This window comes from Gordonia sputi NBRC 100414 (assembly GCF_000248055.1).
Taxonomy (GTDB): Bacteria; Actinomycetota; Actinomycetes; order Mycobacteriales; family Mycobacteriaceae; genus Gordonia; species Gordonia sputi.
This window is the reverse complement of the sequence record NZ_BAFC01000135.1, coordinates 1-13,355: the sequence shown is the minus strand read 5'-3', so window position 1 is coordinate 13,355 and position 13,355 is coordinate 1. Positions and strand designations below refer to the sequence as shown.

At 64.6% G+C, this 13,355-nt stretch carries 12 protein-coding genes; 4 read left to right on the top strand and 8 right to left on the bottom strand.

Annotation, left to right across the window (positions count from 1 at the left end; genetic code table 11):
- A partial coding sequence (gene kdpA / locus GOSPT_RS21965; protein ID WP_005209235.1) for a potassium-transporting ATPase subunit KdpA occupies nt 1-1,556 on the bottom strand: 1,556 nt, incomplete at its 3' end.
- Between the two features lie 2 nt (nt 1,557-1,558).
- Nucleotides 1,559-1,657 (bottom strand): K(+)-transporting ATPase subunit F, encoded by a 99-nt coding sequence (gene kdpF / locus GOSPT_RS23400; RefSeq protein WP_064861331.1) that lies wholly within the window; start codon nt 1,655-1,657, stop codon nt 1,559-1,561.
- A 360-nt stretch (nt 1,658-2,017) separates the two neighbouring features.
- Between kdpF and GOSPT_RS21955 the strand changes: the two genes are divergently transcribed.
- Nucleotides 2,018-2,515 carry a DUF6611 family protein gene (locus GOSPT_RS21955; RefSeq protein WP_005209233.1) on the top strand — a complete coding sequence of 166 codons (498 nt, stop codon included), beginning with the start codon at nt 2,018-2,020 and terminating at the stop codon, nt 2,513-2,515.
- On the opposite strand, the gene GOSPT_RS21950 is transcribed toward GOSPT_RS21955, so the two are convergent.
- Complete coding sequence (locus GOSPT_RS21950; protein ID WP_005209231.1) at nt 2,502-2,891, bottom strand: PPOX class F420-dependent oxidoreductase; 390 nt, start codon at nt 2,889-2,891, stop codon at nt 2,502-2,504. The two genes, GOSPT_RS21955 and GOSPT_RS21950, sit on opposite strands and share 14 nt — an antisense overlap.
- A gap of 37 nt (nt 2,892-2,928) precedes the next feature.
- On the bottom strand, nt 2,929-3,699 hold the full coding sequence (locus GOSPT_RS21945; RefSeq protein ID WP_005209229.1) for a maleate cis-trans isomerase family protein: 771 nt from the start codon (nt 3,697-3,699) through the stop codon (nt 2,929-2,931).
- 140 nt (nt 3,700-3,839) lie between these two features.
- Between GOSPT_RS21945 and GOSPT_RS23755 the strand changes: the two genes are divergently transcribed.
- Nucleotides 3,840-5,540 carry an HNH endonuclease signature motif containing protein gene (locus GOSPT_RS23755; RefSeq protein ID WP_245548773.1) on the top strand — a complete coding sequence of 567 codons (1,701 nt, stop codon included), beginning with the start codon at nt 3,840-3,842 and terminating at the stop codon, nt 5,538-5,540.
- Between the two features lie 380 nt (nt 5,541-5,920).
- Here the strand turns inward: GOSPT_RS23755 and GOSPT_RS21930 are convergent, their stop codons facing one another.
- Nucleotides 5,921-6,217, bottom strand: a complete 297-nt coding sequence (locus GOSPT_RS21930) for a WhiB family transcriptional regulator (RefSeq protein ID WP_005209222.1) — start codon at nt 6,215-6,217, stop codon at nt 5,921-5,923.
- A 107-nt stretch (nt 6,218-6,324) separates the two neighbouring features.
- Nucleotides 6,325-6,924 carry a DNA-3-methyladenine glycosylase I gene (locus tag GOSPT_RS21925; RefSeq protein ID WP_005209221.1) on the bottom strand — a complete coding sequence of 200 codons (600 nt, stop codon included), beginning with the start codon at nt 6,922-6,924 and terminating at the stop codon, nt 6,325-6,327.
- Between the two features lie 56 nt (nt 6,925-6,980).
- Between GOSPT_RS21925 and GOSPT_RS21920 the strand changes: the two genes are divergently transcribed.
- Together GOSPT_RS21920 and sigK are read left to right on the top strand one after the other, a co-directional pair.
- Entirely contained in the window at nt 6,981-8,639 is a 1,659-nt protein-coding gene (locus GOSPT_RS21920; RefSeq protein ID WP_005209218.1) for a dihydroxyacetone kinase family protein, read from the top strand.
- Between the two features lie 185 nt (nt 8,640-8,824).
- Nucleotides 8,825-9,394, top strand: a complete 570-nt coding sequence (gene sigK, locus GOSPT_RS21915; protein WP_039857030.1) for an ECF RNA polymerase sigma factor SigK — start codon at nt 8,825-8,827, stop codon at nt 9,392-9,394.
- A gap of 116 nt (nt 9,395-9,510) precedes the next feature.
- On the opposite strand, the gene clpB is transcribed toward sigK, so the two are convergent.
- Together clpB and GOSPT_RS21905 are read right to left on the bottom strand one after the other, a co-directional pair.
- Nucleotides 9,511-12,063, bottom strand: coding sequence for an ATP-dependent chaperone ClpB (clpB, locus tag GOSPT_RS21910; RefSeq protein ID WP_005209214.1), 2,553 nt, complete (start codon nt 12,061-12,063; stop codon nt 9,511-9,513).
- Nucleotides 12,064-12,475: 412 nt separating this feature from the next.
- Nucleotides 12,476-13,333: a helix-turn-helix transcriptional regulator gene (locus GOSPT_RS21905; protein WP_039857028.1), complete on the bottom strand. Its 858-nt coding sequence runs from the start codon at nt 13,331-13,333 to the stop codon at nt 12,476-12,478.
- Nucleotides 13,334-13,355: the final 22 nt, after the last annotated feature.

The following is a 13,355-nucleotide window of genomic DNA, read 5'->3' as shown; positions in this document are numbered from 1 at the left end:
ACCCCGCGCGGGCGTTGGCGGCTGAGCAGCCCCGCGAGCGCGAGCACGAACACGATCGGCAGGAACCGGCCGAGCAGCATCGCCATTCCGAGCGACGTCTGGAACCAGTCACTGGTGACCGTCAGCCCACCGAATGCGCTGCCATTATTGTTCGACGCCGACGCGTACGCGTAGATCACCTCGGAGAACCCGTGGATCGATCCCGGTGTCCCCGGGTCGCCGCTGTTGCCCTGGGCGTCGAGCGTCGAACCCATCGCAACGCTGACACCGACGCCGACCAGCACCAGAGCGGGCATGACCAACACGTACAGCGCCGCCATGGTGATCTCGTTCTGGCCGATCTTCTTTCCGAGGAACTCCGGCGAGCGTCCGACGAGTAGACCGCCGACGAACACCGTGACCACAGCCATCATGAGTATTCCGTAGAGTCCGGTGCCGACGCCGCCGGGCGCGACCTCGCCGAGAAGCATGTTCCAGATCACGGCGCCACCACCGCCAGCAGAAAGGCTGTCGTGCGCGGCATTGACTGCGCCCGTTGATGTTCCGGTTGTCGAGACCGCGAACAACGCACTTCCGGGAATCCCGAAACGCTGTTCTTTGCCCTCCATCATCGCGCCGGCAGCCTGAGCGGCGAGACCGTTGGTGTGCGATTCGAAGGTCCACACGATCGCGAGCATCACACCCCAGATCGCCGCCATCACGCCGAGCAGCGTGAGGCCCTGGCGTCGATCGCGCACCAGCGTGCCGTAGGTGCGTGTCAGGCAGATCGGAATGATCAGGATCGCAAGGATTTCCACGACGTTGCTGAACGGCGTCGGATTCTCGAACGGATGCGCCGAGTTCGCCGACAGCGTGCCGCCGCCGTTGGTTCCGAGTTCCTTGATCGCCTCCTGAGAAGCGAACGGCCCCACCATGCTTCGGGAAGGATCACCCGACATCGTCGTAAAGCCGAAGCCGCTGTGCCACGACTGCACCACACCCTGAGTCAGCAGCAGAATCGCGACGATCACGCTGAGCGGCAGGAGAATACGGACGCACGTACGCGTCAGGTCGACCCAGAAGTTGCCGATCAGTCCGTCGCCGCGTCGATTCACCAACCCTCTGATGAGCGCGACGGCCACAGCCATGCCGACGGCGGCAGACACGAAGTTCTGCACCGCGAGTCCGAGCATCTGGGAAAGGTTGCTCATCACCACTTCTGGCGAATACGACTGCCAGTTGGTGTTGGTGACAAACGAGACCGCGGTGTTGAACGCCGTCGCCGGATTCACACCTGGCTTGCCGTCCGACCAGGGCAACACGCCCTGCAGCCGCTGCAGCAGGTAGAGGAACAGAAACGAGATCAGCGAAAAGGCCAGTACCGCAAGCACGTAGCCGACCCACGTCTGTTCGCGTCGGGCGTCGACGCGAGCCAACGAGTAGATCGCGCGCTCGGGCAGCAGGTCGCGAGTGCTGCGGTACACGCGGGCCATGTAGTCGCCCAGCGGCACGTAGACGACTGCGAGAACCAGGACGACGAACGCCACCTGGAGCGCCCCCGCAAGGGATGAATTCACGTTCAGAACCTTTCCGGCTTGATCAGCGCGATCATGAGGTAGATCGCTGTCGCCGCCGACAGGACCAGCAGAACCACGTTCAACACTCCGTCTGCAGTCATCGGCCGATCCTCGCGTCGACGCCCCGGACCACCAGGACACATAGCGCGAAGCCGATCAACGCGGCGAGTACATAAAGCACATCGGCCACTTGTCACACACTCCTTGGCTGGGCATGCCGAACGTCGAGCTGGCGAACGGCGCACCACAGCTTCTGTCTAATTCGTCTGTGTAGGAAGACCTCTTAACGCGTTCCATACGCGGCACCGGGGTTTGTTGACGCAACCTTCGCGCCGACCGACTCAGCCGTGCAGCGGGCCTCGTCAAAGGCGCGTCAAAGGCGCGGCAAGATCTGCGATCACGGCGTCGAGAAGTCGTGAGGAATACGCTCTCCCGCGTGTGTAGGAGTTAGAACCGATCACATGAACGAGTCAGGATCGTCGCGCTGGGGATACGTCCAGGTCGGCTACGCGCGCCATTGGATCTGCCATCGCATCGTCGTGTATCCGCCCGGCGCCAGCGAGGACGACGCGCGCTGGCTGCGCCTGTGGCGAGCACTGCCCTTCGTCGCGATCGCCACGGTGTTGACCGCCGCACTGATCGCGTCGTGGATGGGTGGCTCCGGGCTTGCTGGACTACTGAGTGGAATGGTCGTCGCGTGCGCAACGGTCGTGGTCGTCGGGCAGCGCACACATCTGGTGCGCACGCAGACACGCACCATGGAGGCGTGGACCGGTTACGGAGCCGACGCCACTGCCCGAGCTACCCGGCGGAGCATCTGCGACCTCGCCGCCCTCCTGCGCGACGCCGATGGTCGTCTCGCTTCAGGTGCGATCAGTCCCGTCGAACACGAAATGGTTTGGGCGCGTTGCTATCACGAGATTCCTGCTGCGCGGAGGCGTCGACTCAGCGCGGTGTGATCGCGATGCCGATCGTACCGTCCTTGCCGCGACGGATCAGGCTCGCCTTGACGAGAACCCAGCCGACGATGCCGTACTTCTTCGAGATCGCACTGCGCGCGTGATCGGTACCGGCGGCGTCGAGGATCGTCGCGGTTCCGTCCACCGGTTGACCCCGGAGCTTCGTGCCGCGGACATCACATGCCTGGACGACGACGTGCGGGTCGCGTCGAATCCGCTTGACCTTCCACGAGTCGGTCTCGGTCCACATCACCAGCGACTCGCCGTCGTAGGCCGCCCACAGAGGCGACGCCACGGGCGTCCCGTCTTTGCGAAAAGTGGTGAGCTGCACGTACTTTGCATCGGTCGCTGCGTCGAACGGCTTATCGGTGGCCATACCCAACCCTACGTTGCTCAACCCATGCAGGGGTCGATCATGCGGCGCGCGCGAACAGCGACTGGTCGGCAGCAGGTACCGCGTAGGAGTGAGTGATCCCTGGCGACAGCACGCCGGCGTCGACGAGCGTCGCCCACGCGGTCACCTGGTTGGCCGAGAGCACCGGCTTGCCGAGTTCGGCTTCGAGTGCGCCGAGGACGTCGTAGGTCCAGAGGTTGGTGCAGGACACGAAGATCGCGTCGGCGTCCGGATGGTCGGCGCCACGGATCAGATCGGCCGTGACCGAATACGGAATGGTCCAGATGTCGTGGTCACGACCGAGTCCGGCCTGCGCCACCACGCTGCGTCCGGCCTGCGCGAGAAAGTCGCACAGCAACCCGGTGAGCGCATTCGTATAGGGCGTCGCCACGGCGATCCGACTGATCCCCAACGCATCCAACGCACGCAACAGCGCTTCCGACGTCGTCACCGCCCGCTGCGCACCGGCACCCATCATGCAGTTGGAGAGTTCGACTGCCCCCGAGATGCCGTAGACAAAGCTGCCCGACGCACACGCGTACGCGTATGCACTGGGCCGAACGGCCGAAATCGCGCGCACCGCCGCCGCGATCTCGGCGTGGTTGTTCAGGTCCTTGCACATGTCGACGTCGACCGGGGCGTCGATGAATCCGGTTCGGGTGAAATGCAGCGAGACGCCGTCGGGCATCCAGCGCCACAGTTCGCGGTCGAGAGCCATATCGAACGGGCAGACGATCCCGATGCCAACCTGCTCGCCGGGGCCATCACCCCACCCGAATTCGTACTCCATGCAGGCATGATGACACATTGTCGGATTGTTGACAGTTCGAGCGCGCAAGTCACGCAGCACGCGGATTCGACGTCTAGGTGGCGATATTCCACAGCCGTTCTCCGACGTGTCCGAATTGTCGTACCCGCCCTGTAGCGTTGTTGTCAGATCGAACACACAAGCGATCACCGACAACACGGCGAAAAGGGGGTGGCCATGACCGACATCATCGACGACCACACCCCGACGTCACCGTTCCCTCATTCACCGCTCTCATTCACCGCCGCCGACGTCGACACGATCAGTCACCTCTCCGGTGTCGAACTCAACGACGTCGCCCGCACCACCCAACGCCTCGCACGCCAAGCCGAAGCACGCACCGCACTGCTGGCCTACCGCATCGGCCAATCGATCGCCGACGACATGCTCGTCGTCGCCGCCACCCGACCCCACACCCACCACGCCGTCGACAAAGCAGCCATCGCCGAAATCTCGCTACAACTCGGCATCTCCGCTCACTCGCGCGCCGCTACGCCATCCTCGGCTCCCACCTCACCGACCTCCCCCACACCACCCTCGCCTTCCTCGACGGCCACATCCGGTTATCCCGCATCGAGCTCGTCGCCGACCAACTCTCGATCCTCGACCCGTCGCTACGAGCACAGGCCGAACCCCTCGCGCTCGAACTCGCCCGACGCACCTCCGCCGACTCCACCCTGCGCGATCAACTCACCGAACTGGTCATCGCTCTCGACCCCGACGCCGCCACCGGTGCCCGCCACGACTTCGCCGACCGCAACCAAAACATCCACATCCGACCCGACACACACGGACACGTCACCCTCGACGGCTGCCTACCCGCCGAACAAGGCCTCCACCTCGCCCAGCGCATCTCCACACTCATCGACGAACGACTCTGTGCCGATGACCCCCGCTCCCACGGCCGACGCCGCGTCGCCGCCCTCGCCGACATCCAAGGCCTCCCCGGCGCCCACCTCACCTGCCAGTGCGGCACCCCCGACTGCCCCGCCACACCATCCGAGCCCGAAACAGACTGCGACACAGCACCATTCGACGACGCAGCACCGCTCGACCAGCCCGACACCGGCGATGCCGACGCAGGTGTGACTGACGCAGACGAGGCACCCGAGAAGGATCTGCCCAACACCGGCGAGGCCGACGACGCGGTGGCCGCTGGCAGCGCGACCTGCGATGAGCACAATGCCGAAGAGCCGACAGCCGAGCCCGCACAGCAGACGGCGCTGGAAGTACTCATCGATCCCGCCGGCGTCGCGGTTCCCCGGCTCGTCGGCTTCGGCGTGATCGACCCCGCTCACGCAGCCGAACTCGCCGCAGGCGTCATCGCACGACCCGTCGCGTTTCCCGACCTCACCGCACTCATCGACACCACCGGCCAGCCGAGTCTCGCGGTGAACCTCACCTCCCCAGGGCTCAACCTCGCCGCGATGGCATCCAACCTCGCCTCATGGGGGCAGCCCGACAATCCCGCACCTCCCGCCGACCCCACCGGACACGGCGGCTACATGGCTCCACCACCATGGGCGCTGCGATACCGACCACCCGACTGGCTCCGCCAACAAGTCATCGCCCTGCACGGAGTATGCCGCTACCCCGAATGCGGGAAACCCGCCGAACACACCGAACTCGACCACCTGGTCAAGTTCAACCACACCGACCCCCACGCGGGCGGCTGGACCGTGCTGTTCAACCTCGTCCCCCTCTGCGGCCCCGACCACCAACGAAAACACCTCGGCTTCTGGACACCCACCATGCACACCGACCTCTCCATCACCTGGACCAGCACCCGCACAGGCGAAACAATCACCACATACCCACGCTGACCACCTAGCCGCAGTGGATCGTCTTGTCGCATGAGCCCGATCCGTATGCCAGTCTGAGCGGATTTCCCGGTTCAACGTCATACGGATCGCCGGGCGGTCGAGCAGCACCCTGGCACACCGCCGCGGATCCGTATGACAATCAGGGCCCATCTCCGGGGTCAACGTCATACAGATCGCCGGACGCCCGAGCAGCACCCCGACCTGGCACACCGCCGCCGAGCGGACCCCGGGCCGACCGCCCGCTCCGTATGCCAGCCCGACCCGTATGCCAGTCCGGGCCTTTTCCGGCGTAAACGTCATACGGATCGCTCGGCGCCCGCGCGAGCGCTAGCCCCAGACACCGTCTCGGGGGCTACAGCCGGGGGGCCGCGTGGGTCATGTCAGGCCGCGGTCTTGCGCGGGCGGCCCGGAGGACGTTTGCGCGCGATCACGGCACCACGCTCGAAGATCTCGCCGCCCCACACACCCCAGGGCTCGGCACGATCGAGCGCGGCCTGCAAGCACTGGACCCGCAGCGGGCAGTCGGCGCACATGGCCTTGGCACGCTCGAGGTCACGGGGGTCTTCGGCGAACCACAGGTCGGCGTCGGCTTCCTGGCACGGAAGGGTCGAGGCGGTCAGTGCCGCACCGACACAGTCCGGGCCGCCGCAGGTCTGCAGCGCGCCGGGCGCAGTCACTGACGGCACGTGCGCGCGACGCATGACGCGCGGGTGATGCGATGAACATGTGGCATCGGCGGTCATGCTGACGAGGCTAAAAGTTCAACCTCACTCGAAGTCAAGAGTCACTGCGACGCCAGATAGTCGTCGATCGCCGCGGCGACCGTCGGACGGGTCACGCAGTCGTAGGCGTGATCGTTGACAATGCCCGACGCCTGCATCAGCGCGAACATCGTCGTCGGACCGACGAACTTCCAGCCGCGTTTCTTGAGGTCTTTCGAGAGTCTCGTCGAATCCTCGGACAGCGTCATCGAACCCGGAACATGTTCTGCCGCAGGCGCATACCGCCAGAAGAAGGATTCCAGCGACCCCTCGTCGTCGAGGAGCTCACTCGCGCGCCGCGCGTTGTTGATCGCCGCTTCGATCTTCCCGCGATGACGAATGATCCCGGCGTCGCCGAGAAGACGTTCGACGTCGCGCTCGGTGAAGCGCGCGACCTTCTCGACGTCAAAACCTGCGAAAGCGACCCGGAAGTTCTCGCGCTTGGTGAGGATCGTTCGCCAGCTCAGGCCGGACTGGAAGCCTTCGAGGCAGACCCGCTCGAACAAGGCGTTGTCGCCGGTGAGCGGAAATCCCCACTCCGTGTCGTGATAGGTCGTCTCGGGCTCGACCGCCGCCCAGGTGCAGCGCGACAAGCCATCGTCGCCAACGATCACGTCCACCATGTGCCCTGCCTCCCAGTCCGCCGACGAGCGTATCGCGGGACTCGGACACGCTCGGCATGTCCAACCGCTTTACCGATACGGTGGATTGCGTGAGCGACTACATCCTGAATTCACCGGGCACCTTCATCACCGATTCGCTCCGCGGATTCGTTGCCGCTCACCCCGACATCGTCTGGCAGTCAGCCCCCGGTTTCCTGCACCTGCGCGAGCGCGCCGGCGAGAGCCAGGTGGCCCTCGTCTCCGGCGGCGGGTCAGGTCACGAGCCCATGCACTCCGGAATGATCGGCACCGGCATGCTCGACGCCGCCTGCCCTGGACTGGTCTTCACCTCGCCCAACGCCCTGCAGATCGTCGGTGCGACGCGGTGGGCCGACCGCGGCGCAGGCGTGCTGCACATCGTGAAGAACTACACCGGCGACATCATGAACTTTCGCATCGCGCGGCATCTGGTGCGTGACGACATCGAGACCGACCACGTGGTCGTCGCCGACGACGTGGCGTCCGACTCCGCAACCGGCCCCGGTCGTCGCGGAACCGGCGCGACGATCCTGGTCGAGAAGATCTGTGGCGCAGCGGCAGCTCGCGGTGACGATCTCGGCACCGTTGCCGACATCGGCCGGCGAGTAGCGGACAACGCCCGCAGCATCTCGGTGGCCTATCACGCGTGCACCATGCCGTCGAAGTCTGCGCCGACCTTCGAGCTCGACGCCGACGAGATGGAGTTCGGAGTGGGCATCCACGGCGAAGCCGGCCGTGAACGCACCGCCCGCGTCGGCGCCCGTGAGCTCGTCAATCGCATGGTCGACCCGCTGGTCGACGCCCTCTCACTTACCCACGGCGAAGAGGTGATCTGCCTGGTCAACGGCCTGGGCGCCGCACACCCACTCGAACTCGACCTCGTGTTCGGTGAGGTCGTCGCAGATCTTGACCGCCGTGGGATCTCCATAGCTCGGCCGATGGTCGGAACATTCGTCACAGCCCTCGACATGCGCGGCGTCTCGATCACCCTGCTGCGGGCCGACGACGAGGTCGTGTCGCTTTTCGACGCACCGACCACCGCCCCGGGATGGGCCGCAAACCCGTCACGGGGAACCGCCCCGCTGAGCGACACCTCATTCGCCGAGCCGTCGGATTCCGCGGACGACGGGGCCGAGAACGAATGGCTGACACGTTTCGTCCGGCACGTCCAGGAGTCGATCGACGACCTGACCGAGCTCGACCAGAAAGCGGGCGACGGCGATTTCGGTACCAACATGGAAGCCGCGCTGTCGCACTTCAGCCTCCCTGTGCGCGGTACCGACAGCCAGGTTCTCAGCGCGATCAGCACGTCGTATCTCGTCCGCTCCGGCGGGACATCCGGCGTCATTTTCGGCGTGCTCTTCCGTGAGTTGGCCCATGCGTTCTCCGAGACCGACGACGTCGAGGCCGCAATCCGCGAGGGCTCCTCGCATGCGCTCGCGGAGATCCAGGATCTCGGGGGCGCCCAGGTCGGCGACAACACGATGGTCGACGCGCTCAGCCCGGCCGTCGACGCTTTGGAGAATGGCGACTCTCTGTCCGACGTCGCCGAGAAGGCTGCCGAAGGTGCCGAATCCACGCGTGACACGACCGCAACCAAGGGCCGCGCCAGCTACGTCGGCGAGAATGCGCGCGGCGTCGTCGATCCGGGTGCGCTCGTCGTGTCCTGGCTCTATCAAGCTCTGGCTGACGACTGACCCGTTCATAGACTGGAATCGTTTACCCATTGCGCCCTGTCGCGTTATCACTTCGTGACCACGAGTTTCCTCGGTTTCGAGTTCGTCGCAATCCACTGTCGCCCCTGACGGTCCACGTGCGCGAGGACCTAGCGTTTAGCCCACGTCGAGAAGTCGGCGCTGCGCACTTCGAACAGGAGCTCGACATGAGTGATTCAACGGGACACCTGTCTGCACTGCTCTCCCGGATCGCGGAGGGAGATGCGCGTGCCTTTGCCGCCTTCTACGACGAGACCAGCCACCGCGTCTACGGCATGGTTCTGCGCATTGTCCGAGACCGCGGTCTCAGCGAGGAGACCACGCAGGAGGTCTTCTTGACGGTCTGGCGGTCGGCGCACACCTTCGATCCTGAGTCGGGCTCACCGCTCGGATGGCTGATGACGCTCGCACATCGACGCGCCGTCGACCGGGTTCGCTCGGAGACCGCGGCGAAGCGTCGACTTCACGTCTACAGCACCGCCGAGCAGTCGACGCGGATCGAACACGACGTCGTCAGCGAATCCGCCGAGCGCCGCGAAACCGTCCGCGAAGTGCGGTCCCTGCTGTCACGGCTGACCGAACTGCAGCGCGAAGCGATCGAGCTGGCCTACTTCCGCGGCATGACCTACCGCGAGGTTGCCGACGAACTAGGCGTCGCACTGCCGACCGCGAAGTCGCGGATCCGGCAGGCCCTCAAGCGTCTCGAGCCGCACATCTCGGCTGTGCCCGCCGCGTGAGCACCTGAACACACCCGAACCACACCGCCCCCTCACAAGCGAAAGGTCCCGACCCACGAATGGGTCGGGACCTTTCTCAGCCTGTCAGGCCTGCCTGCGTATCAGTTCTGGGCCGGTCAGCCCACAACCAGACCGTCGCCGTCGGCGCTGACGTCGACCGAAACGACGTCGCCGTCGCGGACGTCACCGGCGAGCAACGCCCTGGCGAGCTTGTCGCCGATGGCCTGTTGCACCAGGCGACGCAGCGGACGCGCGCCGTAAAGCGGATCGAATCCCCGCTCGGCGAGCCATTCCTTGGCCTTGGGCGTGACCTGCAACTCGAGGCGACGCTGTGCGAGCCGCTTCTGCAGTTGGCCGAGTTGGATGTCGACGATCGACACCAGTTCCTCCGGGCTCAGCGCGTCGAAGATCACGACGTCGTCGAGTCGGTTGATGAACTCCGGCTTGAAGGCCGCGCGCACTGCCGCCATCACCTGGTCCTTGTCGCCACCCGAACCGAGGTTCGACGTCAGGATGAGGATGGTGTTGCGGAAGTCCACGGTGCGGCCCTGACCGTCGGTCAGGCGTCCTTCGTCGAGAACCTGCAGCAGGATGTCGAAGACGTCGGGGTGAGCCTTCTCGACCTCGTCGAAGAGGACCACCGTGTACGGACGACGCCGCACAGCCTCGGTCAACTGACCGCCCTGCTCGTAGCCGACGTAGCCGGGAGGTGCACCGACAAGCCTTGCGACGGCGTGCTTTTCGCCGTACTCACTCATGTCGATGCGCACCATCGCGCGCTCGTCGTCGAACAAGAACTCCGCCAGCGCCTTGGCCAGCTCGGTCTTGCCGACACCGGTCGGTCCGAGGAACAGGAACGATCCCAGCGGCCGGTTCGGGTCGGCGACACCTGCGCGTGCACGCCGCACGGCGTCGGAGACCGCGACGACAGCGTCCTTCTGACCGATGACGCGTTGTCCCAGTTCGTCTTCCATGCGCAGCAGCTTGGCGGTCTCACCCTCGAGCATCTTGCCCGCGGGGATGCCCGTCCACGCCGACACGACCTGTGCGACGTCGTCGGGGCCGACCTCCTCCTGCAGCATCACGTCTTCGTCAGGGTCGGTGCCGGTCTTCTCGATCGCGGCTTCCAACTCCTTCTCCAAGCCCGGAATCTTGCCGTAGCGCAGCTCGGCCGCGCGGCCGAGATCGCCGTCACGCTCAGCGCGATCCGCTTCTCCGCGAAGGCGTTCCAGCTTTTCTTTGGTGTCGCGAACGGCATCGATGGCGGTCTTCTCCGACTGCCAGCGCGCAGAGAGCTCGTTGAGCTTCTCCTTCTGATCGGCCAGTTCCTGACGCAGCTTTTCCAGACGTTGCTTCGACGCCTCGTCGTGCTCCTTTTCGAGCGCGACTTCTTCGACCTCGAGGCGTCGGACGACACGCTCCACCTCGTCGATCTCGACGGGGCGCGAGTCGATCTCCATCCGCAGGCGCGACGCCGCCTCGTCGACGAGGTCGATGGCCTTGTCGGGCAGGAAGCGCGAGGTGATGTAGCGATCGGAAAGTGTTGCGGCAGCGACCAATGCGGAATCGGTGATGCGTACACCGTGGTGCACCTCGTACCGTTCCTTCAGGCCACGCAGGATGCCGATCGCGTCTTCGACGCTCGGCTCGCCGACGTACACCTGCTGGAAACGACGCTCCAGTGCGGCGTCCTTCTCGATGTACTTGCGGTACTCCTCCAGGGTCGTGGCACCGACGAGTCGCAGCTCACCACGAGCAAGCATCGGCTTGATCATGTTGCCCGCGTCCATGGCGGAATCGCCTGTGGCACCGGCACCTACGATGGTGTGCAGCTCGTCGATGAAGGTGATGACCTGTCCGGCCGATCCCTTGATCTCGTCGAGCACGGCCTTCAACCGCTCCTCGAATTCGCCGCGATACTTGGCGCCCGCAACCATCGATCCGAGGTCCAACGAGACAACGGTCTTGTTGCGCAACGACTCCGGTACGTCGCCTTCGACGATGCGCTGAGCGAGCCCCTCGACGATGGCGGTCTTGCCGACACCTGGCTCACCGATCAACACCGGGTTGTTCTTGGTACGACGACTGAGCACCTGCACCACACGACGGATCTCGGAGTCGCGCCCGATGACCGGGTCGAGCTTGCCCTCACGTGCAGCCGCGGTCAGGTCGGTCGAGTACTTCTCCAGCGCCTGATAGGTGGATTCGGGGTCTTCGGACGTCACGCGCGCGGTGCCACGGACGGCGACGAACGCCTCCTGCAGCGCCTGCGGCGTTGCGCCGTTGTCATGCAACAGCTTGGCGACGTCGGAATCACCGGTCGCCAATCCGACGACGAGGTGCTCGGTGGAGACGTACTCGTCGTTCAATTCGGTCGCGAGCTGTTGGGCGGCCGTGACCGCCGCGATCGACTCGCGGGAGAGTTGCGGCTGAGCGCTGGCACTCGACACCGTCGGCGCCCGATCGACCATGGCCTGGGCCTGTGCGCGAATAGTCGACGGATTCACTCCGACCGCCTTGAGCAGCGGCGATGCGATCCCATCGGACTGGTCGAGCAAAGCCACCAGGATGTGGGCGGGACGTACGTCGGGGTTACCAGCAGCGGCCGCCGCCTGCACGGCAGCGCTCAACGCCTGCTGTGTCTTGGTGGTCGGGGTGAAGCTGTCCACTTCGTGGTACCTCTTTCTCTACGTTTACGTTGCGTTCTTTAGTCTCTGTGGCTCAATTATGGCCACTCGAGTTGTTCAACGCGAGTAGAGTTGAGTCCATTCCACTCAGGTTTGGCAGTTTTGTGACTTAGATCACTGTTCATGCTGTGCTGACGCGCAGAGATGTTGAGACTCACACCCCCAATGTTGAGAAGTTGAGACAGCGACCTGGCCCTTCAGACAAAAGTCGAGAATTGCTGAGCGTCTGCGAAGATAGGTCCGAGCCGGTGTCGAAGACTCAGGCAATCGTGCGAGTCGCACGAGCCATCGAGCAGTCACCGCCGCGGACTCGACAGAACAGAGTTTCGGCTGCAATCGACGAGACGGGAGTCAGTCGATAGTTCGGCAACCTGCTTCGTCGGCGCCCGCGGCCCTAGTGGTTCCCGATCGACGCCGCGAGACTGGCCAGCAATTTCAGCCGTTCGTCACTAGGGCTGCCAGGTTCGGCCGTGCAAGCAAACATGTGCAGGTCTGGATACGACGGCAATTCCATTGCCTCGTATGCTAATTCGAGATCTCCGACGTCCGGGTGATGAACACGTTTGATTCCGGCGCGATGGTGCCTGACATGATGCGCGGCCCAACGCATTCGGAACGCGTTGCTGCGCGTCGCGAGTTCGCCGATCAGTTGGGTGAGCTCGCTATCGTGAGGATTGGCACCGGCGTAGGTGCGTAGCGTCGCAACGATGTCATCTGCGCCTTGATTCCAGTCTGGGAAGAAGTCACGGGACGCGGGGTTGAGGAACATGAAGCGCGCAGTATTGACTTTGCTGGTGCTGTCGTCGAGTAGTGGTGAGTACAGCGCTCTCCCCATTGGATTCGCTGCAACGTAATCCATGCGTCTGTTACGTACCCAGACGGGTGCTTCAGTCACAGCATCGATGAACCGCTGCAGACCCGGTCGGATCGTAGTGCGTCCAGATCGACTGCGAGATTGAGTTGACCGTGGATCCGCGGCACGTACGAGAGCGTGAAGGTGGTCGACTTCCGCTTCGTCGAGTTGTAATGCGCGGGCCAAGGCAGTGACCACCTGCGGCGACACACCACTCAGATCGCCACGCTCCATCTTCGCGTAGTAGTCGACGCTGATACCTGCAAGTGTTGCGACCTCTTCACGACGGAGCCCTTTCACGCGTCGACGGCCACCGGCGATGATCCCGGTTTGTTCAGGTGTCAGGCGGTTGCGGCGCGTCCTGAGGAAGTCTCCGACGTCGCTACCTGCTGCATCCATGACATGAAGATACGGCGGTGGG